30 protein-coding genes are annotated in these 25,941 nt (G+C 73.5%); 21 read left to right on the top strand and 9 right to left on the bottom strand.

Annotated elements, in window-relative coordinates:
* The first annotated feature begins 112 nt into the window (after window positions 1–112).
* Genes hisD through ACZ3HQ_RS23315 form a run of 9 tightly spaced genes read left to right on the top strand, consistent with a single transcriptional unit; the run spans window position 113 to window position 7,094 of the window.
* The gene (hisD, locus tag ACZ3HQ_RS23355; RefSeq protein ID WP_467513730.1) at window positions 113–1,438 is read left to right on the top strand and encodes a histidinol dehydrogenase; all 1,326 of its coding nucleotides are present in this window, start codon (window positions 113–115) and stop codon (window positions 1,436–1,438) included.
* Window positions 1,435–2,559: a histidinol-phosphate transaminase gene (locus ACZ3HQ_RS23350; protein WP_467513728.1), complete on the top strand. Its 1,125-nt coding sequence runs from the start codon at window positions 1,435–1,437 to the stop codon at window positions 2,557–2,559. Before hisD ends, ACZ3HQ_RS23350 begins: the two co-directional genes overlap by 4 nt.
* The gene (gene hisB / locus ACZ3HQ_RS23345; RefSeq protein ID WP_026248532.1) at window positions 2,556–3,149 is read left to right on the top strand and encodes an imidazoleglycerol-phosphate dehydratase HisB; all 594 of its coding nucleotides are present in this window, start codon (window positions 2,556–2,558) and stop codon (window positions 3,147–3,149) included. The genes ACZ3HQ_RS23350 and hisB overlap by 4 nt, the downstream gene beginning before the upstream one ends.
* Window positions 3,150–3,153: 4 nt before the next feature.
* Complete coding sequence (locus tag ACZ3HQ_RS23340; protein WP_467513726.1) at window positions 3,154–3,318, top strand: hypothetical protein; 165 nt, start codon at window positions 3,154–3,156, stop codon at window positions 3,316–3,318.
* On the top strand, window positions 3,309–3,956 hold the full coding sequence (hisH, locus tag ACZ3HQ_RS23335; protein WP_467513724.1) for an imidazole glycerol phosphate synthase subunit HisH: 648 nt from the start codon (window positions 3,309–3,311) through the stop codon (window positions 3,954–3,956). The genes ACZ3HQ_RS23340 and hisH overlap by 10 nt, the downstream gene beginning before the upstream one ends.
* A gap of 4 nt (window positions 3,957–3,960) precedes the next feature.
* The gene (gene priA, locus ACZ3HQ_RS23330) at window positions 3,961–4,686 is read left to right on the top strand and encodes a bifunctional 1-(5-phosphoribosyl)-5-((5-phosphoribosylamino)methylideneamino)imidazole-4-carboxamide isomerase/phosphoribosylanthranilate isomerase PriA (protein WP_467513722.1); all 726 of its coding nucleotides are present in this window, start codon (window positions 3,961–3,963) and stop codon (window positions 4,684–4,686) included.
* Window positions 4,683–5,078, top strand: a complete 396-nt coding sequence (locus ACZ3HQ_RS23325) for a RidA family protein (RefSeq protein ID WP_467513720.1) — start codon at window positions 4,683–4,685, stop codon at window positions 5,076–5,078. The genes priA and ACZ3HQ_RS23325 overlap by 4 nt, the downstream gene beginning before the upstream one ends.
* Entirely contained in the window at window positions 5,075–5,833 is a 759-nt protein-coding gene (hisF, locus tag ACZ3HQ_RS23320; protein ID WP_451219384.1) for an imidazole glycerol phosphate synthase subunit HisF, read from the top strand. Before ACZ3HQ_RS23325 ends, hisF begins: the two co-directional genes overlap by 4 nt.
* A complete protein-coding gene (locus tag ACZ3HQ_RS23315) occupies window positions 5,826–7,094 on the top strand; it encodes an MFS transporter (protein WP_467513718.1) in 1,269 nt (422 codons plus the stop codon). Before hisF ends, ACZ3HQ_RS23315 begins: the two co-directional genes overlap by 8 nt.
* Window positions 7,095–7,099: 5 nt before the next feature.
* Here the strand turns inward: ACZ3HQ_RS23315 and ACZ3HQ_RS23310 are convergent, their stop codons facing one another.
* Window positions 7,100–7,498 (bottom strand): VOC family protein, encoded by a 399-nt coding sequence (locus ACZ3HQ_RS23310; RefSeq protein ID WP_350904934.1) that lies wholly within the window; start codon window positions 7,496–7,498, stop codon window positions 7,100–7,102.
* A gap of 16 nt (window positions 7,499–7,514) precedes the next feature.
* The gene (locus ACZ3HQ_RS23305; protein WP_467513715.1) at window positions 7,515–8,150 is read right to left on the bottom strand and encodes a TIGR03085 family metal-binding protein; all 636 of its coding nucleotides are present in this window, start codon (window positions 8,148–8,150) and stop codon (window positions 7,515–7,517) included.
* Window positions 8,151–8,232: 82 nt separating this feature from the next.
* Here ACZ3HQ_RS23305 and hisI point away from each other — a divergent pair, with 82 nt between their 5' ends.
* From hisI to lgt, 11 genes are all read left to right on the top strand, one after another.
* The gene (gene hisI / locus ACZ3HQ_RS23300; RefSeq protein ID WP_467513713.1) at window positions 8,233–8,613 is read left to right on the top strand and encodes a phosphoribosyl-AMP cyclohydrolase; all 381 of its coding nucleotides are present in this window, start codon (window positions 8,233–8,235) and stop codon (window positions 8,611–8,613) included.
* Window positions 8,614–8,618: 5 nt separating this feature from the next.
* A complete protein-coding gene (locus ACZ3HQ_RS23295; RefSeq protein ID WP_467514172.1) occupies window positions 8,619–10,109 on the top strand; it encodes an anthranilate synthase component I in 1,491 nt (496 codons plus the stop codon).
* A gap of 49 nt (window positions 10,110–10,158) precedes the next feature.
* A complete protein-coding gene (locus tag ACZ3HQ_RS23290; protein WP_467513711.1) occupies window positions 10,159–10,797 on the top strand; it encodes a TIGR02234 family membrane protein in 639 nt (212 codons plus the stop codon).
* Between the two features lie 168 nt (window positions 10,798–10,965).
* On the top strand, window positions 10,966–11,223 hold the full coding sequence (locus ACZ3HQ_RS23285) for an HGxxPAAW family protein (RefSeq protein ID WP_467513709.1): 258 nt from the start codon (window positions 10,966–10,968) through the stop codon (window positions 11,221–11,223).
* A 169-nt stretch (window positions 11,224–11,392) separates the two neighbouring features.
* Window positions 11,393–11,785, top strand: a complete 393-nt coding sequence (locus ACZ3HQ_RS23280; RefSeq protein WP_467514170.1) for a DUF2752 domain-containing protein — start codon at window positions 11,393–11,395, stop codon at window positions 11,783–11,785.
* A gap of 133 nt (window positions 11,786–11,918) precedes the next feature.
* Window positions 11,919–12,728 (top strand): indole-3-glycerol phosphate synthase TrpC, encoded by an 810-nt coding sequence (gene trpC, locus ACZ3HQ_RS23275; RefSeq protein WP_467513708.1) that lies wholly within the window; start codon window positions 11,919–11,921, stop codon window positions 12,726–12,728.
* 22 nt (window positions 12,729–12,750) lie between these two features.
* Window positions 12,751–12,975 (top strand): tryptophan biosynthesis modulator TrpM, encoded by a 225-nt coding sequence (trpM, locus tag ACZ3HQ_RS23270; protein WP_467513707.1) that lies wholly within the window; start codon window positions 12,751–12,753, stop codon window positions 12,973–12,975.
* A 60-nt stretch (window positions 12,976–13,035) separates the two neighbouring features.
* A complete protein-coding gene (gene trpB / locus ACZ3HQ_RS23265) occupies window positions 13,036–14,322 on the top strand; it encodes a tryptophan synthase subunit beta (RefSeq protein ID WP_467513705.1) in 1,287 nt (428 codons plus the stop codon).
* The gene (gene trpA, locus ACZ3HQ_RS23260; RefSeq protein WP_467513703.1) at window positions 14,319–15,137 is read left to right on the top strand and encodes a tryptophan synthase subunit alpha; all 819 of its coding nucleotides are present in this window, start codon (window positions 14,319–14,321) and stop codon (window positions 15,135–15,137) included. The genes trpB and trpA overlap by 4 nt, the downstream gene beginning before the upstream one ends.
* 81 nt (window positions 15,138–15,218) lie before the next feature.
* A complete protein-coding gene (locus ACZ3HQ_RS23255; RefSeq protein WP_467513701.1) occupies window positions 15,219–15,995 on the top strand; it encodes a DsbA family protein in 777 nt (258 codons plus the stop codon).
* Between the two features lie 85 nt (window positions 15,996–16,080).
* Window positions 16,081–17,103 (top strand): prolipoprotein diacylglyceryl transferase, encoded by a 1,023-nt coding sequence (gene lgt, locus ACZ3HQ_RS23250; protein ID WP_467513699.1) that lies wholly within the window; start codon window positions 16,081–16,083, stop codon window positions 17,101–17,103.
* 62 nt (window positions 17,104–17,165) lie between these two features.
* On the opposite strand, the gene ACZ3HQ_RS23245 is transcribed toward lgt, so the two are convergent.
* Genes ACZ3HQ_RS23245 through ACZ3HQ_RS23215 form a run of 7 tightly spaced genes read right to left on the bottom strand, consistent with a single transcriptional unit; the run spans window position 17,166 to window position 24,874 of the window.
* Window positions 17,166–17,972 carry an HpcH/HpaI aldolase/citrate lyase family protein gene (locus ACZ3HQ_RS23245; protein ID WP_467513697.1) on the bottom strand — a complete coding sequence of 269 codons (807 nt, stop codon included), beginning with the start codon at window positions 17,970–17,972 and terminating at the stop codon, window positions 17,166–17,168.
* Window positions 17,969–19,183, bottom strand: a complete 1,215-nt coding sequence (locus ACZ3HQ_RS23240) for a CaiB/BaiF CoA transferase family protein (protein WP_467513696.1) — start codon at window positions 19,181–19,183, stop codon at window positions 17,969–17,971. The genes ACZ3HQ_RS23245 and ACZ3HQ_RS23240 overlap by 4 nt, the downstream gene beginning before the upstream one ends.
* Window positions 19,180–20,073: a ribokinase gene (gene rbsK / locus ACZ3HQ_RS23235; protein ID WP_467513695.1), complete on the bottom strand. Its 894-nt coding sequence runs from the start codon at window positions 20,071–20,073 to the stop codon at window positions 19,180–19,182. The genes ACZ3HQ_RS23240 and rbsK overlap by 4 nt, the downstream gene beginning before the upstream one ends.
* Entirely contained in the window at window positions 20,070–21,434 is a 1,365-nt protein-coding gene (locus ACZ3HQ_RS23230) for an ADP-ribosylglycohydrolase family protein (protein WP_467513693.1), read from the bottom strand. The genes rbsK and ACZ3HQ_RS23230 overlap by 4 nt, the downstream gene beginning before the upstream one ends.
* On the bottom strand, window positions 21,422–22,606 hold the full coding sequence (locus ACZ3HQ_RS23225) for an ADP-ribosylglycohydrolase family protein (RefSeq protein WP_467513692.1): 1,185 nt from the start codon (window positions 22,604–22,606) through the stop codon (window positions 21,422–21,424). The genes ACZ3HQ_RS23230 and ACZ3HQ_RS23225 overlap by 13 nt, the downstream gene beginning before the upstream one ends.
* A gap of 7 nt (window positions 22,607–22,613) precedes the next feature.
* Entirely contained in the window at window positions 22,614–23,726 is a 1,113-nt protein-coding gene (locus ACZ3HQ_RS23220) for an ADP-ribosylglycohydrolase family protein (RefSeq protein WP_467513690.1), read from the bottom strand.
* Window positions 23,723–24,874, bottom strand: coding sequence for an ADP-ribosylglycohydrolase family protein (locus ACZ3HQ_RS23215; RefSeq protein ID WP_467513689.1), 1,152 nt, complete (start codon window positions 24,872–24,874; stop codon window positions 23,723–23,725). The genes ACZ3HQ_RS23220 and ACZ3HQ_RS23215 overlap by 4 nt, the downstream gene beginning before the upstream one ends.
* A gap of 280 nt (window positions 24,875–25,154) precedes the next feature.
* On the opposite strand from ACZ3HQ_RS23215, the gene ACZ3HQ_RS23210 reads away from it, so the two are divergent.
* Window positions 25,155–25,886, top strand: coding sequence for a VIT1/CCC1 transporter family protein (locus ACZ3HQ_RS23210; RefSeq protein WP_467513687.1), 732 nt, complete (start codon window positions 25,155–25,157; stop codon window positions 25,884–25,886).
* Window positions 25,887–25,941: the final 55 nt, after the last annotated feature.

Raw genomic sequence — 25,941 nt, 5'->3', positions numbered from 1 at the left:
GGGTGAATTCGCGGGTTCCGGCCACGCTCTGTCCCACTGGTTGTCCCATGTTCTGTATCAGCCATTGATACGCGCGGACGGGGCCCGGCGCCGGTCTGAGAGAATTGGGAGTGTGATCTCCCGAATCGATCTGCGCGGCGACGCCCTCCCCGAGGGCCCCGCCCTGCGCGACCTGCTGCCCCGAGCCGACTTCGACGTCTCGGCCGCCCTGGAGAAGGTGCGTCCGATCTGCGAGGCCGTGCATCATCGTGGCGACGCGGCACTGATCGACTTCGCGGAGAAGTTCGACGGAGTACGGCTGGAATCCGTCCGTGTCCCGGCCGAGGCGCTCACCGAGGCGCTCCAGGCCCTCGACCCGGCTGTGCGCGCCGCCCTGGAGGAGTCCATCCGCCGGGCCCGCCTGGTCCACCGCGCCCAGCGCCGCACCACCCACACCACCCAGGTCGTCCCCGGCGGCACCGTCACCGAGAAGTGGGTCCCCGTCGACCGCGTCGGGCTGTACGCGCCCGGCGGCCGCTCGGTCTACCCCTCCTCCGTGATCATGAACGTGGTGCCCGCGCAGGAGGCCGGCGTCGGCTCCGTCGCGCTCGCCTCCCCGCCGCAGGCCGAGTTCGGGGGCCTGCCGCACCCGACGATCCTGGCCGCCTGCGCCCTGCTCGGCGTGGACGAGGTGTACGCGGCCGGCGGCGCCACCGCCGTGGCGATGTTCGCCTACGGCACCGAGTCCTGCCCGCCCGCCAACATGGTCACCGGCCCCGGCAACATCTGGGTCGCCGCCGCCAAGCGCTTCTTCACCGGGAAGATCGGCATCGACGCCGAGGCCGGCCCGACCGAGATCGCCGTCCTCGCCGACGACACCGCCGACCCGGTGCACGTCGCCTCCGACCTGATCAGCCAGGCCGAGCACGACCCGCTGGCCGCCGCCGTCCTCGTCACCGACTCGGTCGCGCTGGCCGACGCGGTGGAGGCGGAGCTGAAGACGCAGGTCGCCGCCACCAAGCACATCGACGACCGGATCGTGCCCGCGCTGAACGGGCAGCAGTCCGCGATCGTCCTCGTGGACGGCGTCGAGGAGGGCCTGCGGGTGGTCGACGCCTACGGCGCCGAGCACCTGGAGATCCAGACCCGCGACGCGGCCGCCGTAGCCGACCGGGTGCGCAACGCGGGCGCGGTCTTCATCGGCCCCTGGGCGCCGGTCTCCCTCGGGGACTACGCGGCCGGGTCCAACCACGTGCTGCCCACCGGCGGCTGCGCCTGCCACTCCTCCGGCCTGTCCGTGCAGTCCTTCCTGCGCGGCATCCACATCGTGGACTACACGAAGGACGCGCTCGCCGAGGTCGCCCACCACGTGGTGACCCTCGCGGAGGCGGAGGACCTGCCCGCGCACGGCGCGGCGGTCAAGGCCCGCTTCGGATGGAAGGTACCGGGGACCAAGTGACCGGCAACAGCGTTCAGTCCCCCTGGGACGAGCTCCCCATCCGTGACGAGCTGCGCGGCACGTCCCCCTACGGCGCGCCCCAGTTGGACGTCCCCGTCCGGCTGAACACCAACGAGAACCCCTACCCGCTGCCCGAACCGCTGGTCGAGCGGATCGCGGAGCGGGTGCGCGAGGCGGCCCGGAACCTGAACCGCTACCCCGACCGGGACGCGGTCCAGCTCCGCACCGAACTGGCCAAGTACCTCACCACGACCGGCCACCACCCCCTCGGCGCCCGGAACGTCTGGGCGGCCAACGGCTCCAACGAGGTCATCCAGCAGCTCCTCCAGACCTTCGGCGGACCCGGCCGCACCGCGATCGGCTTCGAGCCGTCGTACTCGATGCACGCGCTGATCGCGCGCGGCACCGGGACCGGCTGGATCTCCGGGCCGCGCGGCGCGGACTTCACCATCGACCTGGCCGCCGCCGAGCGCGCCATCGCCGAGCACAAGCCCGACGTCGTCTTCATCACCACCCCCAACAACCCCACCGGCAACGCCGTCCCGTCCGAGACCGTCCTCGCGCTCTACGAGGCCGCGCAGGCGGCGAAGCCGTCCATGGTGGTCGTGGACGAGGCGTACATCGAGTTCAGTCACGGCGACTCGCTGCTGCCGCTGCTCGAAGGCCGCCCCCACCTGGTGATCTCGCGGACCATGTCCAAGGCGTTCGGCGCCGCCGGACTGCGCCTCGGCTACCTGGCCGCCGACCCCGCCGTGGTGGACGCCGTCCAGTTGGTCCGGCTGCCCTACCACCTGAGCGCCGTCACCCAGGCGACCGCGCTCGCCGCGCTGGAGCACACCGGCACGCTGCTCGGCTATGTCGAGCAGCTCAAGGCCGAGCGGGACCGGCTCGTCGCCGAACTGCGGGCCATCGGCTACGAGGTGACCGAGTCCGACGCCAACTTCGTGCAGTTCGGCCGCTTCGAGGACACCCACGGCGCGTGGCGGCGCATCCTCGACCGCGGGGTGCTGGTCCGGGACAACGGCGTGCCCGGATGGCTGCGGGTGACCGCCGGAACCCCCGAAGAGAACGACGCGTTCCTCGACGCGGTACGGGACTTGAAGAAGGAGCTTGACGCATGAGCCGCACAGGACGCGTGCAGCGCACCACCAAGGAGACCTCGGTCCTCGTCGAGATCGACCTCGACGGCACCGGCAAGACCGACATCGCCACCGGCGTCGGCTTCTACGACCACATGCTCGACCAGCTCGGCCGGCACGGTCTGTTCGACCTCACCGTGAAGACCGACGGCGACCTGCACATCGACACCCACCACACCATCGAGGACACCGCCCTCGCGCTCGGCGCCGCCTTCAAGCAGGCGCTCGGCGACAAGGTGGGCATCTACCGCTTCGGCAACTGCACGGTCCCGCTGGACGAGTCCCTCGCCCAGGTCACCGTCGACCTCTCCGGCCGCCCCTACCTCGTGCACACCGAGCCCGAGAAGATGGCGCCGATGATCGGCGAGTACGACACCACGATGACCCGGCACATCCTGGAGTCCTTCGTCGCCCAGGCCCAGATCGCGCTGCACGTGCACGTGCCCTACGGGCGCAACGCGCACCACATCGTGGAGTGCCAGTTCAAGGCCCTCGCCCGCGCCCTGCGCTACGCCAGCGAGCGCGACCCGCGCGCGGCCGGCATCCTCCCCTCCACGAAGGGCGCGCTGTAACCCCATGACCGGACTGTCCACCATCCTGATCGTCGTCGGCCTCTTCCTGGTCGGCGGCATCATCTCCTTCGTCAAGCAGAAGATGCCCGCCAGCCTGATCGTGCTGGTCTCCATCGGCGCGGCCATGTGCCTGGTCGCGGGTGTCATGCGGCTGGAGGTGTGGAGTTGAGCGACGTGAAGAAGGTCGTGGTCTTCGACTACGGCTTCGGCAACGTCCGTTCCGCCGAGCGCGCTCTCGCCCGCGTGGGCGCCGACGTGGAGATCACCCGCGACTTCGACAAGGCCATGAACGCCGACGGCCTGCTGGTGCCCGGCGTCGGCGCGTTCGCCGCCTGCATGACCGGCCTGCGCGAGGCCCGCGGCGACTGGGTCGTCGACCGGCGCCTCGCCGGCGGCCGCCCGGTGCTCGGCATCTGCGTCGGCATGCAGATCCTGTTCGCGCGCGGCATCGAGCACGGCGTGGAGACCGACGGCCTGGACGAGTGGCCCGGCACGGTCGGCCCGCTCAAGGCCGACATCGTGCCCCACATGGGCTGGAACACCGTCGACGCCCCGGCCGACTCGCGCCTCTTCGCGGGTCTCGACCCGGAGAGCCGCTTCTACTTCGTGCACTCCTACGCCGTGCAGGACTGGGACTTCGAGCAGCTCAACGCGGCCATGACCCCGCCCGCGGTGACCTGGTCGACCTACGGCGGGCCGTTCGTGGCCGCCGTGGAGAACGGCGCGCTGTCCGCCACCCAGTTCCACCCCGAGAAGTCCGGCGACGCCGGTGCCCAGCTCCTCACCAACTGGATCGGAACCCTCTAAGACCATGGCCAAGCTCGAACTGCTCCCCGCCGTCGACGTCCGCGACGGCCAGGCCGTACGCCTCGTGCACGGCGAGTCCGGCACCGAGACCTCCTACGGCTCCCCGCTGGAGGCGGCCCTCGCCTGGCAGCGCGCGGGCGCCGAGTGGCTGCATCTGGTCGACCTGGACGCCGCGTTCGGCACCGGGGACAACCGGGCCCTGATCGCCGAGGTCGCGGGCGCGATGGACATCAAGGTGGAGCTGTCCGGCGGCATCCGCGACGACGACACCCTCGCCGCCGCCCTCGCCACCGGCTGCACCCGCGTCAACCTCGGCACCGCCGCCCTGGAGACCCCCGAGTGGGTCGCCAAGGTCATCGCCGAGCACGGCGACAAGATCGCCGTCGGCCTCGACGTACGCGGCACCACCCTGCGCGGCCGCGGCTGGACCCGCGACGGCGGCGACCTCTACGAGACGCTCGCCCGTCTCGACCAGGAGGGCTGCGCCCGCTACGTCGTCACCGACATCGCCAAGGACGGCACCCTCCAGGGCCCCAACCTGGAACTGCTGAGGAACGTCTGCGCGGCCACCGACCGCCCGGTCGTCGCCTCCGGCGGTGTCTCCTCGCTGGACGACCTGCGCGCCATCGCCGACCTGGTTCCGCTCGGCGTCGAGGGCTCCATCGTGGGCAAGGCGCTGTACGCCAAGGCGTTCACCCTGGAAGAGGCCCTCGCGGCGGTGTCCCGGTGAGCGACGTACGCCGGGTGAGCACCGGCGCGCCCTGGGAGGACCAGTTCGGCTACTCCCGCGCCGTCGAGCTGCCGAACGGTCTGGTGCTGGTCTCCGGCTGCACCTCCATAGTGGACGGGCAGATCGCCGGGGGCGGCCCGTACGAGCAGGCCGTCAACGCCTTCGGCGTCGCGCTGGACGCGCTGGCGCGGGTGGGCCTCGGCCGTGACGATGTGGTGCGCACCCGTATGTACATCACCCATGCCCGCGACGTGGAGGAGGTGGGCCGCGCACACAAGGAGCTGTTCGACAGCGTCCGGCCCGCCGCATCCATGATCATCGTCTCCGGTTTCGTGGACCCCAGCCTGGTCGTCGAGATCGAGGTGGAGGCGTTCCGAGGAGTGTCCGCATGACCCTGGCCGTACGCGTGATCCCCTGCCTGGACGTGGACAACGGCCGGGTCGTCAAGGGCGTCAACTTCCAGAACCTGCGCGACGCGGGCGACCCGGTGGAGATGGCCAAGGTCTACGACGCCGAGGGCGCCGACGAGCTGACCTTCCTGGACATCACCGCCTCCTCCGGCGACCGGGAGACCACCTACGACGTGGTGCGCCGCACCGCCGAGCAGGTCTTCATCCCGCTCACCGTCGGCGGCGGCGTCCGCACCGCCGAGGACGTGGACAAGCTGCTGCGGGCCGGTGCCGACAAGGTGGGCGTCAACACGGCCGCCATCGCCCGGCCCGACCTCATCCGCGAGATCGCCGAGCGGTTCGGCCGCCAGGTGCTGGTCCTCTCGGTGGACGCCCGCCGCACCCCCTCCGGCTCCTTCGAGGTCACCACCCACGGCGGCCGTACCGGCACCGGCATCGACGCGGTCGAGTGGGCCCACCGGGCCGCCGAGCTGGGCGCGGGCGAGATCCTGCTCAACTCGATGGACGCGGACGGCACCAAGGACGGCTACGACCTCGACATGCTCGCGGCCGTCCGCAAGCACGTCTCCGTCCCGGTCATCGCCTCCGGCGGGGCTGGCGCCCTCTCGCACTTCCCGCCGGCCGTGGACGCGGGCGCGGACGCGGTGCTGGCCGCCTCCGTCTTCCACTTCGGCGACCTCCGCATCGGCCAGGTCAAGCAGACCCTGCGAGAAGCGGGCCACCCGGTCCGTGTCTGAACCGGCCCCCCGCACCGACACCGAGATACGCCCGGCCGCCCCGACAGGCGACCGGGCGGCTCATCGTGACCCCAACGTCCTGCGCTGGCTGGGCGCGTACACCGCGTCCATGCTCGGCGACAACGTCTACTACATCGCCCTGTCCTGGGCCGCCGTGCGGGCCGGGAGCCCGGCGGAGGCCGGCGCCGTGATGGCGGCCAGTGCCGTGCCCAGGGCCTTGCTGCTGCTGGGCGGCGGGGTGATCGCGGACCGGTTCGGCCCGCGCCGGGTGGTCGTCGGCAGCGACGCCGTGCGCTGCGCGGCCGTGCTCGCCGTGGCCGCGCTGCTGTCCGTCACCACGCCCGGACTGTGGCCGCTCGCCGTGCTGGCGCTGGTCTTCGGCACCGTCGACGCCGTCTTCATGCCGGCCGTCGGCGCGCTCCCGGCCCGGATCACCGCACCCGGCCAGCTCGCCCGTGTGCAGGGCCTGCGCGGGCTCGCCATCCGGGTCGCCGGTGTCGTCGGCGCCCCGCTCGGCGGGCTCGGCGTCGCCATGGGCGGCGCGGCCACCGCCTTCGGCCTGGCCGGACTGCTCATCGCGCTCTCGCTGCCGCTGCTGGTCTCGGTCCGGATCAGGCCGCTGCCCGCCGAGGAGACCGCCCGCGAGGCGGGCACCGCCTGGGCCGGCCTGGTGGACGGACTGCGCTACGTCCGCCGCCACCGCGTCCTCGGCCCGCTGATGCTCGCCATCGCGCTCGGCGACTTCGGCTTCGTCGGCCCGCTCAACGTCGGCCTCACCCTGCTCGCCGACCGGCGCGGCTGGGGCGCGGCCGGCATGGGCTGGGTGCTCGCCGGGTTCGGTGTCGGCGCGGGCGCCGTATCGGCTCTGCTCGCGGTACGCGGCCGGGTCCCGCGCGCCGGACTGACCGCCGCCTGCTCGATCCTCGCCGGGTCCGTCGCCATCGGCGCCCTCGCCTATGTGCCGGTGCTCCCGGCGGCGGTCGGGGTGGCCTTGCTGGTCGGACTGCTCGCCGGGCTCAGCGGCGCGATGTGCGGGGCGCTGCTCCAGACCCAGGCCGACCCCGCCTACCTGGGCCGGATCACGGCGGTCGCCAGTCTGGTCAGTCTCGGGCTCGCCCCGCTGAGCATGCCGTTCGCGGCCACCGCGATAGGTGTCCTCGGGCTCGGGCCGGTGTTCGTGGCCAGCGCGGCGGTGTGCGGGCTCGGCGGGGTCGTCGTGCTGTGCTTCCCGCACCTCAGGCGGGCCGAGCTGCCCCTCTGAGGCGGTCAGCGCAGCCGCTGGGTGAGCTGGACCAGATTGCCCACCGTGTCGTCGAACACGGCCGCCAGCACCGGCCCCTGCTCCTGCGGGGGATGAGTGAACCGGACCCCGGCGGCGCGCAGCCGCTCGTACTCCACGCGCATGTCGTCCACCTCGAACACGATGGTCGGCAGGCCCGCGTCGTACAGAGCGGTGCGGTACGGCTCGGCGATGGGGCCCCCGCCGGGCTCCAGCAGCAACTGGAGGTCCGGCTGGGCGCCCTGGGGCGCGCCCACCGTCACGAACAGCACACCGTCGCCGAGGTCCATGTGGAGCCGGGTCTCGAACCCCAGCACCTCCGTGTAGAAGGCGTGCGCCCGCGCCACGTCGTCCACGTACACCCCGGTCATGGCGACCTTGATCACGAGCGCTCCCGGTGGGTCAGAGGCCGAGCTGACGGCAGTCGTGCAGGGAGGTGATCGCGTCCGCGTCGCCCTCCAGCGCCACCTTGGCCGCGTCCTGCCGCCCGTAGGCGAACATCAGCAGCTCCGAGGGCTCTCCGGTCGCCGTGACCACCGGCGTGCCCCGGTGCGCCACCGCCGTACGGCCGTCCGGGCGGCGCAGCACCAGTCCGGTCGGCGCGTGCCGCCCGGTCATCCGGGCCGTGCGCTCCAGCCGCGACCACAGCACGTCCTGGAACACCGGGTCCAGCTCGCGCGGGCTCCAGTCCGGCTGGGCGCGGCGCACGTCCTCGGCGTGGATGTAGAACTCCACGGTGTTGGCCGCCTCGTCCACCTGCTTCAGCCGGAACGGGGAGTATTTCGGCGGGCCGGTGCGGATCAGCCCGATCAGCTCGTCGTAGGGCTTGGCCGCGTACTCGTCCATCACCCGGTCCAGCCGGGAGGCCAGCGGCTTGGCGAGCATCCCGGCCGCCGCGTCGGGGCGCCGCTCGCGCACCACCACGTGCGCGGCCAGATCACGGGTCGTCCAGCCCTCGCACAGGGTCGGTGCGTCCGGGCCGGCGGTTTCCAAGAGGTCTGCGAGCAGGAGCCGTTCACGCTTGGCGAAGGTCGACATGACTTCAGCGTACGGCCACCCCCGAGGACCACGCAGCGGACACGGAACGTGACCCCGGGCACCGCACGGCACAATGGCACCCATGACCCGTACGACCGGCAGCCCCCGTCCCAGCGGCCTCGACCCCGAGATCGCCGCCCGCCTCAAGCGCGACCCGGACGGCCTCGTCCCCGCCGTGGCCCAGCAGTACGACACCGGCGAGGTGCTGATGCTCGGCTGGATGGACGACGAGGCGCTGCACCGCACGCTGACCACCGGCCGCTGCACGTACTGGTCCCGCAGCCGCCAGGAGTACTGGGTCAAGGGCGACACCTCCGGCCACGTCCAGCTCGTGAAGTCGGTCGCGCTGGACTGCGACGCCGACACCGTGCTGGTCAAGGTCGACCAGACCGGCGCCGCCTGCCACACCGGCGAGCGGACCTGCTTCGACGCCGACGTGCTGCTCAAGGGGGAGGACCGGTGAACGCCATGGACCTCGACACCTTCCGCAAGCTCGCCGCCGACCGGCGTGTCATTCCGGTCACCCGCAAGCTCCTCGCCGACGGCGACACCCCCGTCGCCCTCTACCGCAAGCTCGCCGCCGAACGCCCCGGCACCTTCCTGCTGGAGTCCGCCGAGAACGGCCGCACGGCGTTCCAATGGTCCCGGTACTCCTTCGTCGGCGTCCGCTCGGCCGGCACCCTCACCACCCGCGACGGCGAGGCCCACTGGCTCGGCACCCCGCCGGTCGGCGTCCCCACCGACGGCGACCCGCTCGCCGCGCTGCGCGCCACCCTCCAGGCCCTGCACACCCCGCACCTTCAGGGCCTGCCGCCCTTCACCGGCGGCATGGTCGGCTACCTCGGCTACGACATCGTCCGCCGCCTGGAGAAGATCGGCCCCGGCGAACGCGACGACCTGAACCTGCCCGAGCTGACCATGCTCCTCACCAGCGACCTCGCGGTGATGGACCACTGGGAGGGCTCGGTCCTGCTGATCGCCAACGCGATCAACCACAACGACCTCGACACCGGCGTGGACGAGGCGTACGCCGACGCGGTCGCCCGGCTCGACGCCATGGAGGCCGACCTGGCCCGCCCGGTCGCCCAGCCCCCGGCCCTGCTCCCGCCCTCCGAACTGCCCGAGTACACCGCGCTGTGGGGCGGCCCCGACTTCCAGGAGGCCGTGGAGGACGTCAAGGAGCGCATCCGCGCGGGCGAGGCGTTCCAGGTCGTCCCCTCCCAGCGCTTCGAGACGCCCTGCACCGCTAGCGCGCTGGACGTGTACCGGGTGCTGCGGGCCACCAACCCGTCCCCGTACATGTACCTGTTCCGGTTCGAGGGGTTCGACGTGGTCGGCTCCTCGCCCGAGGCGCTGGTCAAGGTCGAGGACGGCCGCGCCATGGTGCACCCCATCGCCGGCACCCGGCCCCGGGGCGCCACCCCGCAGGAGGACCAGGCGCTCGCCGACGAGCTGATGGCCGACCCCAAGGAGCGCGCCGAGCACCTGATGCTGGTCGACCTCGGCCGCAACGACCTCGGCCGGGTCTGCGAACCCGGCTCGGTGGAGGTCGTCGACTTCATGTCGATCGAGCGGTACTCGCACGTGATGCACATCGTGTCCACCGTCACCGGCGAGGTCGCGGGAGGCCGGACCGCCTTCGACGTGCTCACCGCCTGCTTCCCGGCCGGCACCCTCTCCGGCGCCCCCAAGCCCCGCGCGATGCAGATCATCGACGAACTCGAGCCCTCCCGGCGCGGCCTGTACGGCGGCTGCGTCGGCTACCTCGACTTCGCGGGCGACTCCGACACCGCCATCGCCATCCGCACCGCCCTGCTGCGCGACGGCACGGCATATGTGCAGGCCGGAGCGGGGATCGTCGCGGACTCCGACCCGGTCGCGGAGGACCAGGAGTGCCGCAACAAGGCGGCGGCCGTGCTGCGCGCCGTCCACACCGCCAACCGGCTGGGCACGGTGTGACCCGTTCGCGGGAACCCCGGATGACGCTTCGTCCGGGGTTCAGGCGATAGTGGAGTACGTGACTGCCGTACCGCACCCCCGTTCCGAAGCCGCCGCGCCCGCCCGCTCCGGCCGGCGCAGCCTCGCCGCCGCCCTGCTGTCCGGCGCGCTCGGCGCGGCCGTGGCGCTGCTGGCGACCCGGCAGCGCTGGGCCGAGGGGACCGCGACGGTCGCCGGCGGAAACTTCCCCCTGACCGCCACCGGCAGCGACGTCACCGGCGTCCCGGCCGCCCTCGCCGTCGTGGGCCTCGCCGCGCTGGTCGCCGTGTTCGCGGTGCGCCGGGCGGGCCGGTTCGCCGTCGCCGCGCTGCTCACGCTCTCCGGCGCGGGCATCGTCGCCGCCGCGCTCACCGGGGTCGCCGACGGCTCGGCACTGGACGAGAAGGCGGCCGCCACCACCGGCGACACCTCGGCCACCGTCCAGGCCCTCAGCCACACCGCCTGGCCCTACGCGGCCGCCGCCGGAGGCGTGCTGATCCTGCTCGCCGGACTCCTCGCGCTGCGCTACGGCCCCCGCTGGCCCGCCATGTCCGGCCGCTACGAGCGCGGCACGGACCGCCCCCGGCGCAGCGCCCGCCCGGTCGACCCGGAGCGCCCCGAGGAGATCTGGAAGGCCCTGGACCGGGGCGAGGACCCCACCGGAGCCTGAACCACCGCCCGAGTGTGGGCAACCAGACTCCACCCCCTGCGTCGATCGCGGGCGGGCGTACGGGACAATGGACCGCGAGCGACCCGGCCAGGACAGTGACGGGCGGGCTCGGACCGTACGACCTGTACGGCATGTACTCGACACGTACACAGCAACGAGGAGCAAGTCATGGCGGGCAGCAGCCACGGTCACACCCCGGCCGCCTGGACCGGTGTCATCATCGCCTTCATCGGTTTCTGCGTCTCGGGCGCGTTCATCGTGATGGCCCAGCCCGTCGGCTTCTGGGCCGGCATGGTCGTCGTGGCCCTCGGTGGCGTCGTGGGCTGGATCATGCGCTCCATGGGCCTCGGCATGCCGAAGGAGAGCGCCGCCCCGGTCCGCCCTACCGCCGCGGCCACCCGTGAGCCGGTCGCCGCGGAGAGCTGAGCGAAGCAAAGCGAAGCACCTCGAAGGGGCGCCCCCAGGCCGTACGGACGGCTCGGGGGTGCCCCTTCGCGCGTCCGCGCCGGGGCCACGGCACAATGCCAGGGTGAACGCCGACAGCGGTGCCCCGCCCTTCGCCCCGCCGGCTCAGGCCCCGCACGCGGAGACTCCGCTGTGGCGGCGCCTGGCCACCCCGGCCGGGGTCCTCGCGGCGGTGGCCGGGGCCTTCGCCTATGTCGGCACCGTCGACCCCAACCAGCCCGGCCACTACCCCGTCTGCCCGCTCTACGCGCTGACCGGGCTGTACTGCCCAGGCTGCGGAGGGCTGCGCAGTGCGCACGCCTTCGTCCACGGCGACCTCCTCGGCGCCCTGCACGACAACGCGGCCGGCGTCGCCGCCTACCTCGCCTTCGCCGTGCTGTGGACCCTCTGGGCGGTCCGCGCCGCGCGGGGCCTGCCGGTGCGCCTGGTCCTCGGCCGCACCCCGCTGTGGGTGCTCGGCTCCGCGCTGCTTCTCTTCACCGTCGTCCGGAACCTGCCGTTCGGTGGCTCGATCCGTCCTTGATCAACAAGGAATGTCCAGGTAATGGGACCGCCGCCCGCTGGATGCGAGCCCTGGCACTTCCTGCGGATACCATCGCAGTGACCATGGGTTTTCGAACCCGCCCCAGACCAACCGCTGAAAGGGGGCCGCTCGCGTGAGCGTGCTCGACGAGATCATCGACGGAGTCCGGGCCGACCTCGCGGAGCGGCAGGCTCGCGTCAGCCTCGACGAGCTCAAGGAGCGCGCGGCCCAGGCCCCGGCCGCCAAGGACGGCGTGGCCGCCCTCAAGGGCGACGGCGTCAAGGTCATCTGCGAGGTCAAGCGCTCCAGCCCGTCCAAGGGCGCGCTGGCCGCGATCGCCGACCCCGCCGCCCTCGCCGCCGACTACGAGGCGGGCGGCGCCGCCGTCATCTCCGTCCTCACCGAGCAGCGCCGCTTCGGCGGCTCGCTGGCCGACCTGGAGGCCGTCCGCGCCAGCGTCGACATCCCGGTGCTGCGCAAGGACTTCATCGTCACCTCGTACCAGCTCTGGGAGGCCCGCGCGTACGGCGCCGACCTGGCGCTGCTCATCGTGGCCGCGCTGGAGCAGCCCGCGCTGGAGTCGCTGATCGAGCGTGCCGTCTCCATCGGGCTGACCCCGCTGGTCGAGGTGCACGACGAGGACGAGATCGAGCGTGCCGTGGACGCGGGCGCCAGGATCATCGGGGTGAACGCGCGCAACCTGAAGACCCTGGAGGTCGACCGGGGCACCTTCGAGCGGATCGCCCCGGAGATCCCCGACGAGCTGGTCAAGGTCGCGGAGTCCGGCGTGCGCGGCCCGCACGACCTGATCGCCTACGCCAACGCGGGCGCCGACGCCGTCCTGGTCGGCGAGTCCCTGGTCACCGGCCGCGACCCCAAGACCGCGGTGGCCGACCTGGTGGCGGCCGGCGAGCACCCCGCGCTCCGGCACGGCCGCGGCTGATCCCCCGGTAGGCTTGACCTCGATGACGACCCTCACCCTGACCGCCACCGTGGACCGCCACGCCCGCCTCGCGCGCGGCTGCCGTCCCCGTGGCTGCCGTGCCCCGGCCCGCCGGGTCCACGGCCGCAGGGTCAGGTACCACATCGGGGCGGAGCCGGGCCAGATCAACGGCATGCGATGGCGACAGCCGACCTGTAGGGGCGCGGGGAACGGCGCGAGGAGCCACGAACGGCCCGCAGCCGGATAACCATCCCCGCCCCCACGGCGAATAGTGTCTTTTCACACGCACTCACCGTGAGGTACCGGCATGCCCAGCAGCAACTACTTCTTCCCTGACCCGGAGGGGCAAGTCCCCACCGTCCAGGGCTACTTCGGCGCATTCGGCGGCAAATTCATCCCGGAGGCCCTCGTCGCCGCCGTGGACGAGGTCGCCGTCGAGTACGACAAGGCCAAGCAGGACCCGGAATTCGCCCGCGAGCTGGACGACCTCCTGGTCAACTACACCGGCCGCCCCAGCTCACTCACCGAGGTCCCCAGGTTCGCCGAACACGCCGGGAACGCTCGCGTGTTCCTCAAGCGCGAGGACCTGAACCACACCGGCTCGCACAAGATCAACAACGTCCTGGGCCAGGCCCTCCTCACCAAGCGCATGGGCAAGACCCGCGTGATCGCGGAGACCGGCGCCGGCCAGCACGGCGTCGCCACCGCCACCGCCTGCGCCCTGTTCGGACTCGACTGCACCATCTACATGGGCGAGATCGACACCGAGCGCCAGGCCCTCAACGTGGCCCGGATGCGCATGCTCGGCGCCGAGGTCGTGGCCGTGAAGTCCGGCAGCCGCACCCTGAAGGACGCCATCAACGAGGCGTTCCGGGACTGGGTCGCCAACGTCGAGAACACCCACTGCCTCTTCGGTACGGTCGCCGGCCCGCACCCCTTCCCGGCGATGGTCCGCGACTTCCACCGCGTCATCGGCGTGGAGGCCCGCCGCCAGATCCTGGAGCGCGCCGGGCGCCTGCCGGACGCCGCCATCGCCTGCGTCGGCGGCGGCTCCAACGCCATCGGCCTCTTCCACGCCTTCATCCCCGACGCGGACGTGCGCCTGATCGGCTGCGAGCCCGCAGGCCACGGCATCGACACCGGCGAGCACGCGGCCACCCTGACCGCGGGCGAGCCCGGCATCCTGCACGGCTCCCGCTCCTACGTCCTCCAGGACGACGAGGGCCAGATCACCGAGCCGTACTCGATCTCGGCCGGACTGGACTACCCCGGCATCGGCCCCGAGCACGCCTACCTCAAGGACTCCGGGCGGGGCGAGTACCGCGCGGTCACCGACGACGCCGCCATGCAGGCGCTCCGCCTGCTGTCGCGCACCGAGGGCATCATCCCGGCCATCGAGAGCGCGCACGCGCTGGCCGGCGCCCTGGAGGTCGGCAAGGAACTGGGCCCGGACGGGCTGATCGTCGTCAACCTCTCCGGACGCGGCGACAAGGACATGGACACCGCCGCCCGGTACTTCGGGCTCTACGACACCGACGCCGAGGTCGCGGCCGACGCGGCCCACACCGCCGAGATCGAGGGGGACGCCAAGTGAGCGGCAACATCAACCTGCTGTCGGACACCCTCGCCGCCGCCAAGGCCGAGGGCCGTGCCGCGCTCATCGCCTACCTCCCGGCCGGGTTCCCGACCGTGGACGGCGGCATCGAGGCGATCAAGGCCGCCTTCGAGGGCGGCGCCGACGTCGTCGAGGTCGGCCTGCCGCACAGCGACCCGGTGCTCGACGGCCCGGTCATCCAGACCGCCGACGACATCGCGCTGCGCGGCGGGGTGCGGATCGCAGACGTCATGCGCACGGTCCGTGAGGCCCACACGGCCACCGGCAAGCCGGTGCTGATCATGACGTACTGGAACCCCATCGACCGCTACGGCGTCGAGCGGTTCACCGCCGAGCTGGCCGAGGCGGGCGGCGCGGGCTGCATCCTGCCCGACCTGCCCGTGCAGGAGGCCGCGCTGTGGCGCGAGCACGCCGAGAAGCACGGCCTCGCCACCGTCTTCGTCGTCGCCCCCAGCAGCAGGGACGCCCGGCTCGCCGAGATCACCGCGGCCGGCAGCGGCTTCGTCTACGCGGCCTCGCTGATGGGCGTCACCGGCACCCGCGAGTCCGTCGGCGCGCAGGCCGAGGACCTGGTGACGCGCACCCGCGCCACCCGTGCCGACCTGCCCGTCTGTGTCGGCCTCGGGGTCTCCGACGCGGCCCAGGCCGCCGAGGTGGCCGCCTTCGCCGACGGCGTCATCGTCGGCTCGGCCTTCGTCAAGCGCATGCTGGACGCCCCCGACGAAGCCTCCGGTGTCGACGCCGTCCGCGCGCTCGCCGCCGACCTGGCGAAGGGTGTCCGCCGGGGCGCCTGACCCGGATCGCTCCAGGTCACTCGAACGGGTGGACCTCCGGCCGGGGAGGCGCAATGCGCCTCCCCGGTTCGTTCAGGGGGTGTGAGCGAGAAGAACCGTGACGGAAAGCGCAACGCCCGCCAGCGCCTGGCCGCCGAGCGCGAGAAGCAGAAGTCCGCGGAGAAGCGCCGGCGCGCGCTGATCGTCGGCGTCAGTGTCGTCGGCGTGCTCGGCCTCGCCGCGGTGATCGGGGTCATCGCGGCCAACGCGGGCAAGGACAAGGGCAGCAAGAACGCGGGTCCGGTCGTCGCCCCCTCCGGCGCCCAGGGCAAGGACAGCCTGGCGATCCCGGTCGGCGAGGAGGGCGCCAAGTCCACGCTCACCATCTGGGAGGACTTCCGCTGCCCCGCCTGCCAGTCCTTCGAGACGCGGTACCGCTCCACACTCCACGAGCTGACCGACGCGGGCAAGCTCCGGGTCGAGTACCACCTGGTCCGGCTGATCGACGGCAACATGGGCGGCACCGGCTCGCTGCGCTCGGCCAACGCGGCGGCGTGCGCCCAGGACGCGGGCAAGTTCCGTGACTTCCACGACGTGCTGTACGCGAACCAGCCCCCGGAGACCGACGACGCCTTCGCGGACAACGGCAAGCTGATCGACCTCGCGGGCAAGGTCAAGGGCCTCGACACGCCGACGTTCCGTAAATGTGTGAACGACGGCACCCACAACACCTGGGTCGACCGCTCCCAGCAGGCGTTCGCCTCCGGCGGCTTCGGCGGCACGCCGACCGTGCTGTTCGGCGGCAAGAACATCTACCAGGACCAGTCCATGACCCCCGAGAAGCTCAAGGAGATGGTGGAGAGCGCCGACCGCGGATGAGGGGGTTTTCTCACCTCCCCGTTATGGACCCGTAGCCCGGCCGCGCGGCGACCGTACGGCCCGGCACGGTAGCGTCGGTCCTGCCATGGAACTTGCCTACATTCCCAGTCCGTCGCGCGGGGTGCTGTACCTCGGCCCCATCCCGCTGCGCGGTTACGCCTTCTGCATCATCATCGGCGTCTTCGTCGCCGTCTGGCTCGGCAACAAGCGCTGGGTCGCGCGGGGCGGCCGACCCGGCACCGTCGCCGACATCGCGGTGTGGGCCGTGCCCTTCGGCCTCGTCGGCGGCCGGCTCTACCACGTGATCACGGACTATGAGCTGTACTTCAGTCCGGGCCGTGACTGGGTGGACGCCTTCAAGGTGTGGGAGGGCGGCCTGGGCATCTGGGGCGCCATCGCCCTCGGCGCGGTCGGCGCCTGGATCGGCGCCCGCCGCCGTGGCGTGGCCCTGCCCGCCTACGCCGACGCGGTCGCCCCCGGCATCGCCTTCGCGCAGGCCATCGGCCGCTGGGGCAACTGGTTCAACCAGGAGCTGTACGGCCACGAGACCCACCTGCCCTGGGCCCTGCACATCACCTCCTCCGAGGGCGGCCGGGTGCCGGGCTACTACCACCCGACCTTCCTCTACGAGTCGCTGTGGTGCGTGGGCGTCGGCTTCCTGGTCATCTGGGCCGACCGCCGCTTCAAGCTGGGCCACGGCCGCGCCTTCGCGCTGTACGTCGCCGCGTACTGCTCGGGCCGCGCCTGGATCGAGTACATGCGGGTGGACGACGCCCACCACATCCTGGGTGTCCGGCTGAACGTGTGGACCGCCGTCGTGGTGTTCCTGCTCGCGGTGACCTACCTGGTGCTCTCCGCCCGGCGCCGGCCGGGCCGGGAGGCGGTGGTGGAGCAGGGTGGCTCCGACGATCCGGACGCCGGTGAGGCGGAGCCCACGACCGAGTCCGAGAGCAAGGACGAGGCGAAGGTCGACGTGACCAAGGCCGAGCAGGCCGAGAAGGCCGAACCCGTGGCTGAGACCGAGACCGAGACCGAGACCGATTCCGGCTCTGCGCCGGAGGCCAAGGCCGGGATGAAGGACACCGCCGACTCCGGCAAGAAGGGCTGACGCCAGGCCCCGTACGCATCCGAAGGGCGCCCGGAACTCGAACCGGGCGCCCTTCGGCGTGTTCAGGCCCCGCCCGCCGTCGACAGGATGCGCTGGGCCTGTGCCACCGCCGCCGCGTCGATGAAGCGGCCGTCCGGGAGGGCGAGGGCGCCCTGCTCGGTGGCCGCCGCCTTCAGTACCGTCTCCGCCTCGGCGATCTCCTCCGGGGTGGGGAGATAGGCCCGCGCGATCACCGGGAGCTGGCGGGGATGGATCGCCGCGCGGCCTACGAAGCCCAGCGCGCGGCCGTGGGCGCAGGACGCGGCGAGCCCGTCCAGGTCCCGTACGTCGGGATGCACCGACTGGGGCGGCGGGGCGAGGCCCGCCGCGCGGGCGGCCACCACCACGCGGGAGCGGCACCAGTCCAGGCCCGCGTCGGCCCGTACCCCGAGGTCGGAGCGGAGGTCGGCCTCGCCGAGGGAGAGGCCCCGCAGCGAGGGGTGGGCGGTGGCGATGGCGTAGGCGTGTTCGATGGCGAGGGCGGACTCCAGCAGCGCGTACAGCGGGTGCGCGGTCGCCCCGGCGGTACGGCTGATCTGCTCCGGCCCGGCGACCTTGGGCAGCCGGAGCCCGGAGACGCCCGGCAGGCGGGCCAGGGCGGCGAGGTCGGCCGCCGCCCAGGGTCCTTCGGTGCCGTTGAGGCGGACGTGGACCGGGACCGGCTGGGGGTCCGCCAGCCGCTCGGCGGTGGCCGCGCGGGCGTACTCCTTGCGGTCCGGGGCGACCGCGTCCTCCAGGTCGATCACCACCACGTCGGCGCCCGCCGCGAGCGCCTTGTCGACCACGTGCGGCCGGTCGCCGGGGACGTACAGCCAGGTCAGCGGGGTCACAGCGCGCCCTCCTCGCGCAGTGCGCCGATCTCGGCCGGGCCGAGGCCCAGCTCGGTGAGGACCGCCTCGGTGTCGGCGCCGTGTCCGCGCCCGGCCCAGCGGATCGCGCCGGGGGTCGCGGAGAGCCGGAAGAGCACGTTCTGCATGCGCAGCGGGCCGAGGTCGGGGTCGGCCACGGTGGTGACCGTGTCCAGTGCCAGGTACTGCGGGTCCTCGAACACGTCCCGTACGTCCTGCACCGGGGCGATGGCGGCCTCCGCCTTCTCGAAGGCGGCCAGCACCTCGTCACGGGGGCGGGCGGCGATCCAGTTGCCGACCGCCTCGTCCAGTTCGTCGGCGTGCGCGGCGCGCTGCACGCCGGTGGCGAACCAGGGCTCGTCGATCAGCTCCGGGCGGCCCACCAGGCGCATCACCCGTTCCGCCACCGACTGCGCGGAGGTGGAGACCGCGACCCAGGAGCCGTCCAGGGTGCGGTAGGTGTTGCGCGGGGCGTTGTTCGCGGACCGGTTGCCGGTGCGTTCCTGGACGTAGCCGAGCTGGTCGTACCAGGTCGGCTGGGGGCCCAGCACGGCGAGCATCGGCTCGATGATCGCCATGTCCACCACCTGGCCGGCGCCGGTGTGCTGCCGGGCGGCCAGCGCGGTGAGCACGGCGTAGGCGGTGGCCAGGGCGGTGACGGAGTCCGCGAGCCCGAAGGGCGGCAGGGTCGGGGGTGCCTCCGGCTCGCCGGTGAGGGCCGCGAAGCCGCTCATCGCCTCGGCCAGCGTGCCGAAGCCGGGCCGGTGCGCGTACGGGCCGAACTGGCCGAAGGCGGTGACCCGCGCGAGGACCAGCCGGGGGTTGGCCGCCGACAGCTCCGGCCAGCCCAGGTCCCACTTCTCCAGGGTGCCGGGGCGGAAGTTCTCGATCACCACGTCGGCGGTGGCGGCGAGCCTCAGCAGGATCTCCCGGCCGCCGGGGCGGGACAGGTCCAGGGTGACGGTCCGCTTGTTGCGGCCGAGCGTCTTCCACCACAGGCCGATGCCGTCCTTGGCCGGGCCGTGCCCGCGGGACGGGTCGGGCCGCAGCGGATGCTCCACCTTGATCACCTCGGCGCCGAAGTCACCGAGCATGGTGGCGGCCAGCGGACCGGCGAACAGCGTGGCCAGGTCCAGCACCCGCAGGCCGTCCAGCGGCGGGCGGGTGGCGTTCTCGGGGCGGTCGGCGCTCATGCGGTGTACTGCGCCTCGATCTCGGGGCGGTACGGCATCGACGCCGACGCGCCCTCCCGCTGCACCGACAGCGCGGCCGCGGCCGCCGCCCAGGACAGCGCCTCCCGCAGCGGCTTCTCCTCGGCCACGGCGACCGCGTACGCCCCGGCGAAGGTGTCGCCCGCGCCGGTGGAGTCCACCGCGGCGACCTGGTGCGCGGGCACCGCGAGCGGCTCGGTGTCGCGGGACACGTACAGCACGCCCGCCTCGCCCAGGGTGAGGACCACCTCCGGCACCAGGTCGAGCAGGCCGACGGCCGCGTCGAGGGGGTCGGTGCGGCCGGTGAGGGTGACGGCCTCGTACTCGTTGGGCACCAGCACGTCGGTCACGCTCAGCAGCTCCTCCGGCAGCGGCTGGGCGGGGGAGGGAGTGAGCACCGTACGGACGCCGTGGCGCCGCGCGGCCTCCGCGCCCGCGATCACGGCCGGGAGCGGCACTTCGAGCTGGAGCAGCAGGGCGTCGGCGGAGGCGATCAGGCCCTCGTCGCCGGGGGAGAGATGGTCGACGGTGCCGTTGGCGCCGGGGACGACGACGATGGCGTTGTTGCCCTCGTCGTCCACCACGATGTGCGCGGTGCCGGACGGGCCCTCGACCGTGCGCAGGAAGTCGGTGTCCACGCCGGAGTGTTCGAGGTTGTCGCGGAGCCGGACGCCGTACGCGTCGTTGCCGACCGCGCCGATCAGCGACACCGTGGCGCCCGCGCGGGCGGCGGCCATCGCCTGGTTGGCGCCCTTGCCGCCGGGGATGGTGCGGAACTCCCGGCCGGTGACGGTCTCGCCGCGCTGGGGTGCCCGGGCGACATAGGTGACGAGGTCCATGTTCGTGCTGCCGAGCACGACGATGTGGGTCATGGGCGGGTCGCCTCCAGGTGGGTGAGTCGGGCGAGGGTGTCGAAGCCGGTGCCGTCGAAGTCGGCGACCGTGGTGGCCAGCCGGTTCTTCAGCGGGGCCCGCCAGCGCTCCGGCAGCGCGTCCGGGGTGCCCGCGAGGAGGCCCGCGACGCAGCCGGCGGTGGCGCCGCCTGAATCGGTGTCCCAGCCGCCCGACACCGCCCGGCAGACCGAGCCGGTGAAGTCGCCGTCCGCGTGGGTGAGCGCGGCGGCGATCAGGGCGGTGTTGGGGAGGGCGTGCACCCAGTGGTGGGTGGGGCTGTACAACATGTGGAGCGCATCCACCACGTCATCGAAGTCTGTGTGCCGCTGCGCCAGTTGGACGGCATGGCCGATGGCGTCGGCCAGCCGTGAGGCGGGCGGGACCACCGCGAGGCCGGTGCGCAGGCAGGCGTGCACGTCCTGGGTGCCGGTGGAGGCTGCGGCGATGACGGCGGCCGTGAACATCGCCGCGTGCACGCCGGTCGCCGTGTGGCTGAGGACCGCGTCCCGGTGCGCCTGCGCGGCGGCCGCCCCCGGATCGCCCGCGTTGGTCCAGCCGTGCACGTCGGCCCGGATCAGGGCGCCGATCCACTCCCGGAACGGGTTGCGGAACCGGGCGGTGTGCGGGGGCTCGACCCCGGCGAGGAGGTTGCGCAGGGCGACGCGCTCGGCGGTGAAGGCGCGGCCCGGCGGGAGTTCGTCCAGCCAGAGCCGGGCCACGTCGTCGGTGGTGAAGGCGCGGCCGTGGCGGGCGAGGAGCAGCAGGTTCAGCAGGGGGTAGTTGAGGTCGTCGTCCTCCGGCATGCCGTCGATGTTCTCGGCCAGCGAGGTCGGGGCGGAGCGGCGGTTCCACGGGTGCCGGGCGAGCAGGTCGCCGGGCACGCCCTTGGCGGTGAACCACGTGGTCAGCGGCCAGTTGCCGGTGGCGCGGGCCAGCTCGCGGATACCGTCGAGCGGGAGCTTCTCCACCGGCTTGCCGAGCAGGCAGCCGACGGCCCGGCCCAGCCAGGCGGCCTCCAGCGCGTCCGGGTCGGGGGCCGTGCGCGCGGCGGGGGAGGCGGGCCAGTCGGGGCACAGGGCCGTGATGCGGTCCAGTGCGGTCGGCTCCAGCTCGGACAGGTCGCTGGGCAGCTCGGCCAGTTCATCCAGCAGGTCCTCGGCCAGCAGCCGCAGATAGCGGGAGGGCGGCTCCGGCGAGGCTCCGGCCCGCTCGGGGGCGTCCGTGCCGCCCGCCGCGCGCCAGCGCGCCTCGATCCGGGTGGCGTTGCGGCCGTCCAGGCGGGCCTGGCGCAGCTCGTGGCCGACCAGGTCCTCGGGCTGCACCCAGGTCAGTCGCAGCATGCCGGGCCTCCCAGCGCGATGAACGCCCGCTCGTGCGCCCGGCGCCGCTCGGTGTCCCGTACGAAGACCTCGCGGGCGACCTCGGTCAGCTCGCGGGCCGGGGCCCACAGGTCCAGGCGGCTGGCCTCGGCGACCGTCTTGGACCACTCCTCGGGCACCGGCGAGCCGAGGGCGCCCGCGAGAGCGCCGGCCATGGTGGCGATCGAGTCGCAGTCCCGGCCGTAGTTGACCGCGCCGAGTACCGCGTGCCGCAGGTCTCCGCCCGCGACCACCAGCATGCCGAGCGCGACGGGGAGTTCCTCGATCGCGTGCAGCCGGGAGGGGCGGCGGGCGCCGAGCGAGGGGGCGCGATAGTCGGGACCGACGGTGTCGTACGGTGCGACCGCCTGGCGCAGCGGGAGCAGCGCCGACTCGAAGTCGCCGTGTCCGGCGGCCACTTCGCAGACCTTCTCGATGGCTTCGCGGGTGCCGTCCTTGGCCAGCGCCAGACAGGCGGCCACCACCGAGTCGGGGGTCGCGCCCGGCGCGCAGGCGGCGGCCACGGCGGCCGCGAACACCCCGGCCGCCTCCCGGCCGTACGACGACTGGTGGGCGCCGGCCACGTCCAGCGCCTCGGCGTACGCGCCCGCCGGGTTGGCCGCGTTGACCAGGCCGACCGGGGCCATGTACATCGCCGCCCCGCAGTTGACGATGTTGCCGGTGCCCGCCTCACGCGGGTCCACGTGCCCGTACGCGATCCGGGCCACCAGCCACTTCTCCGCGAGGAAGATCCGCTGGAGCGGCAGCGCCTCCGCCTCCAGCTCGGGAATCCAGCGCGGCTCGGTCATCAGGTCCGGCACCAGGTGCTCGGCGACGGCGTACGCGTCGAGGTGGTCCCGGACGCGGGCGTAGACCCGGATCAGCGCGTGCGTCATCAGGGTGTCGTCGGTGACGTGCCCGTCGCCCTTGTGGTACGGCGCGATCGGGCGGGCAGTGCGCCAGTCGTCGCCGTTCCAGGGGCCGACGATCCCGTGCACCCGGCCGCCGTGCCGCTCGGCGATCTGGTCGGGGCTGTAGCCCTCCACCGGTCCGCCGAGCGCGTCGCCCACGGCGGCCCCGAGCAGGGCGCCGGTGATCCGCTCGTCCAGGCCGATTCCACCGGAATTTGAGATTTCATCACTTTTCGGCGTCATGCCCGCATCATCCCCCCGGCCGGGTCCGTTGGGCGGCTTCCAGCAGCCCGGCGAGTTCCACCAGATCGGTGCCGGTCAGCCGGGGCAGGACGCAGCCGGAGAGGGTCCGGCAGGAGTGCCGCCACGCCTCCGGCACGCACTCCCCGCCGCCCAGCGCCCCGCAGAGCGCGCCGGCGAGCGCGGGCGCGGAGTCCGCGACGCGGGAGAGGCAGGCGGCGGCCGGTACCGCCTCCGCGAGCCGCCCGGCCGCCGCGAGGGTCAGCGCCAGCGCCACCGGGACGGTCTCGGCGGCGGCGACGCCGTAGCTGTAGACGTGGTCCACGATCTGGTGCTCCAGCAGCGGGACCAGGGCGAACGCGGTGTCGGTGGCGGTCACCAGGGCCAGCGCGTGCCGGGCGTTGCGGCCGATCTCGGTGCCCTCGGGCAGCTCGTCCAGCGCCGCCGCCACACACGCGTCCGCGCCCGCGCCGGACAGGGCGGTGGCCAGCGCCGCCGCCATCGCCCGCGCGCCGTGCACGCCGTCGCCGTCCTGGGTGTAGCGGGCGTCGAACTCCGCCAGGCCGGCGGCGCGTGCCGGGTCGCCGGGGTGGGCCACGGCCAGCACGCAGGCGCGTACGCAGGCCGCGTCGTCGAAGTAGTGCGGGTTGTCGTGGCCGGTGGCGGGCGGGCGCAGCCCGGCGGCGAGGTTGCCGAGGCCGGCGCGGACCGAGATGCGGGCACGCAGGGGGAGTACGGCCGACTCGATCTCCGGCGCGCGTTCGGCCGCCGCGGCGACCTCGGAGGCCACGGCGGTCCAGGTCAGGTCGATGGCGGCGCGTATCCGGCGGTCCCGGCTGAGGTCGCCCAGGACGTCGTCCCCGGCCCGCAGTACGGCCTCCGCCGCGAACGCCGCCCACTCGGCGTCGTCGGAGGGGCCGAGGCGCAGCGGCTCGGGGGGCTGGTTCAGCGCGATGGGCACCGGCAGGGTGGTGGTGGCGTTCTGCTCGGCGAAGGTGTCCAGCTCGCGCGTCAGCCGCCGCGTCCACTCCGGCATCCGGGCGGCCCGGTGCCGGGCGGCGGGCCAGCCCGCCGCGTCCCCGGCGGCGAGCCCCAGCAGCAGTCCCTCGATCCGCCGGGTCACGACCGGTCCTCGGTCCCGGTGTTCCGCACGGCCGCCGCGCGGGGGAACGGCGTCTCCACGACGCCGCCCACCAGGGTGAGCGGGGGCTCAACGACCGGCCGCAGTCCCTCCGGCAGCAGGTCCGGCGGCACCACCCCCTCGCCCCACTTACCGCCCTCCTCCGGGGTCAGCAGCTCGGCCACGTCGAGAATATGGTGGCCCGACATGGCGGGCAGGCACCTGCCGCGCGCCGGACCAATGGCGGCGGCCCACATACCGGGGATGGCGGCCACCCCGTTGGTCGCCCCGGCCAGGGCGCCCGCGACCGCCGCCGTAGTGTCGGCGTCCCGGCCCATGTTGACGGCCGTCAGCACCGCTTCCCGGAAGTCCCCGTCGGCCGCCGCGTACGCGCCGAAGGCCAGGGCGACCGCCTCGGGGGCCAGGTCGGTCCACGGATAGCCGCCGATCACCACCGCCGTACGGACCGCGCGCTCGCCCCGGTGCGCGACCGCGACCGCCCGGCGCAGCGAGCGGGCGGTCCAGGAGTCGTCCGGTACGACGGCGAGGGCGGCGGCGATCACCACGGCCGGTTCCGCGCCCGCCATGGCGGCGGCCACCCCGGCCGCGACCGCCTGGCCGCCGTAGATGCCCTCGCCCTCGTGACTGACCGAGCCGTCGATCGCCACCAGCCGGGCCGCCTCCGAGGGCCGCCCCGCCGCGAACACCCCGAACGGCGCCGCCCGCATCGCCAGCCCGTCGCTCCAGGCGTGCCGGTGCTGGGCCGAGATGGGCGCCGCCAGCCCCCGGCGCAGGTTCTCCAGCGTGCCCCGCTCGCTGAACCCCGCGCCCCGGAAGGGCCCCTCCGCCCGGTCGGCGATCCACTGGTGCCAGGCCGCCTCGACATGGGCCGGGGTGAGCGCGGAGCCGTGCCGGGCGAGCAGCAGCCCGGAGAAGATCGCGTACTCGGTGTCGTCCGTGCCGCACGGCCGGTCGGTGACGTACCCGGTGATGCGGCCCCAGCGGGCGCGGATCTCGGAGGGCTTCAGGTTCTCGGCGGGGGCGCCCAGCGCGTCGCCCACGGCCAGGCCGAGCAGCGCGCCGCGGGCCCGCTCGCCGAGTCCGGGTCCGGCGGGGGCGGGCAGTGGGGAAGCGGGTGCGTTCGATGCCATGGGCGGGACCCTCCTTCGCCAGGACCGCGTGGACCGCGTGGACCGCGTGGCCTTTTGCGGATGTGTCCCACCCGAGGGGCGGCGCCCTAGCCTCCCGGCCGCCGCCATCACCCGCTCGGTACCGGGAAATCCCCGCCACGGGTGCCTGAGCTGCGCGGACACCGGGGTTAGCGCAGCCTCGCCTTGCTGGCGGCGAAGCGCTGATCATCGTAGATTGGAAGGCGTTCGAAAAATAGAATCAGTCCAAAGTTAGCTTTGGCTCAGCTTATCGGGGGTCCTCATGGCCGTCATCGAGACCGGGGCCGCGCCGCACGAGGCGCACCGCGACAACCACACGCACCGCGACGTCAACGGCGGCTGGCTGCGGCCCGCCGTGTTCGGCGCGATGGACGGCCTGGTCTCCAACCTCGCGCTGACGACCGGTGTGGCGGGCGGCTCGGTGGGCCACCAGACCATTGTGATCACCGGCCTCGCCGGGCTGGCGGCCGGTGCCTTCTCGATGGCGGCCGGCGAGTACACCTCGGTCGCCTCGCAGGCCGAACTCGTCCAGGCCGAGCTGGACGTCGAGCGCCGTGAGCTGCGCAGGCACCCGCAGGCCGAGGAGGAGGAGCTGGCCGCGCTGTACGCCTCCCGCGGTGTGGAGCCCGACCTCGCCCGCGAGGTGGCCCGGCAGCTCTCCAAGGACCCCGAGCAGGCCCTGGAGATACACGCCCGCGAAGAGCTGGGCGTCGACCCCGACGACCTGCCCTCCCCGCTGACCGCCGCCGTCTCCTCCTTCGGCTCCTTCGCGCTGGGCGCCCTGCTGCCGGTGCTGCCGTACCTGCTGGGCGCGACCGCGCTGTGGCCCGCCGTTCTGCTGGCGCTCGCCGGACTCTTCGGCTGCGGCGCGGTGGTGGCGCGGGTGACCGCCCGCAGTTGGTGGTTCAGCGGCCTGCGCCAGCTCGCGCTCGGTGGCGCGGCCGCGGGTGTCACCTTCGCGCTCGGCACCCTGTTCGACACCGCTGTGAGCTGAGAGACCCTGGACATATGCCGGGGCCCGCATAAATAATTGTTACTCGCGGGTTTCG

It is taken from the genome of Streptomyces sp. NPDC018263, assembly GCF_055562575.1.
The sequence above is the reverse complement of the archived record's forward strand: the minus strand, read 5'-3'. Positions and strand labels throughout refer to the sequence as shown.

What these genes read in the sequence shown, in the direction of transcription:
- hisB (WP_026248532.1), top strand. Translation starts at nt 2,556, where the DNA reads ATGAGCCGCACAGGACGCGTGCAGCGCACCACCAAGGAGACCTCGGTC.
- ACZ3HQ_RS23340 (WP_467513726.1), top strand. Translation starts at nt 3,154, where the DNA reads ATGACCGGACTGTCCACCATCCTGATCGTCGTCGGCCTCTTCCTGGTC.
- priA (WP_467513722.1), top strand. Translation starts at nt 3,961, where the DNA reads ATGGCCAAGCTCGAACTGCTCCCCGCCGTCGACGTCCGCGACGGCCAG.
- hisF (WP_451219384.1), top strand. Translation starts at nt 5,075, where the DNA reads ATGACCCTGGCCGTACGCGTGATCCCCTGCCTGGACGTGGACAACGGC.
- ACZ3HQ_RS23305 (WP_467513715.1), bottom strand. Translation starts at nt 8,150, where the DNA reads ATGTCGACCTTCGCCAAGCGTGAACGGCTCCTGCTCGCAGACCTCTTG.
- hisI (WP_467513713.1), top strand. Translation starts at nt 8,233, where the DNA reads ATGACCCGTACGACCGGCAGCCCCCGTCCCAGCGGCCTCGACCCCGAG.
- ACZ3HQ_RS23295 (WP_467514172.1), top strand. Translation starts at nt 8,619, where the DNA reads ATGGACCTCGACACCTTCCGCAAGCTCGCCGCCGACCGGCGTGTCATT.
- ACZ3HQ_RS23285 (WP_467513709.1), top strand. Translation starts at nt 10,966, where the DNA reads ATGGCGGGCAGCAGCCACGGTCACACCCCGGCCGCCTGGACCGGTGTC.
- trpM (WP_467513707.1), top strand. Translation starts at nt 12,751, where the DNA reads ATGACGACCCTCACCCTGACCGCCACCGTGGACCGCCACGCCCGCCTC.
- trpB (WP_467513705.1), top strand. Translation starts at nt 13,036, where the DNA reads ATGCCCAGCAGCAACTACTTCTTCCCTGACCCGGAGGGGCAAGTCCCC.
- lgt (WP_467513699.1), top strand. Translation starts at nt 16,081, where the DNA reads ATGGAACTTGCCTACATTCCCAGTCCGTCGCGCGGGGTGCTGTACCTC.
- ACZ3HQ_RS23240 (WP_467513696.1), bottom strand. Translation starts at nt 19,183, where the DNA reads ATGAGCGCCGACCGCCCCGAGAACGCCACCCGCCCGCCGCTGGACGGC.
- rbsK (WP_467513695.1), bottom strand. Translation starts at nt 20,073, where the DNA reads ATGACCCACATCGTCGTGCTCGGCAGCACGAACATGGACCTCGTCACC.
- ACZ3HQ_RS23230 (WP_467513693.1), bottom strand. Translation starts at nt 21,434, where the DNA reads ATGCTGCGACTGACCTGGGTGCAGCCCGAGGACCTGGTCGGCCACGAG.
- ACZ3HQ_RS23225 (WP_467513692.1), bottom strand. Translation starts at nt 22,606, where the DNA reads ATGACGCCGAAAAGTGATGAAATCTCAAATTCCGGTGGAATCGGCCTG.
- ACZ3HQ_RS23215 (WP_467513689.1), bottom strand. Translation starts at nt 24,874, where the DNA reads ATGGCATCGAACGCACCCGCTTCCCCACTGCCCGCCCCCGCCGGACCC.
- ACZ3HQ_RS23210 (WP_467513687.1), top strand. Translation starts at nt 25,155, where the DNA reads ATGGCCGTCATCGAGACCGGGGCCGCGCCGCACGAGGCGCACCGCGAC.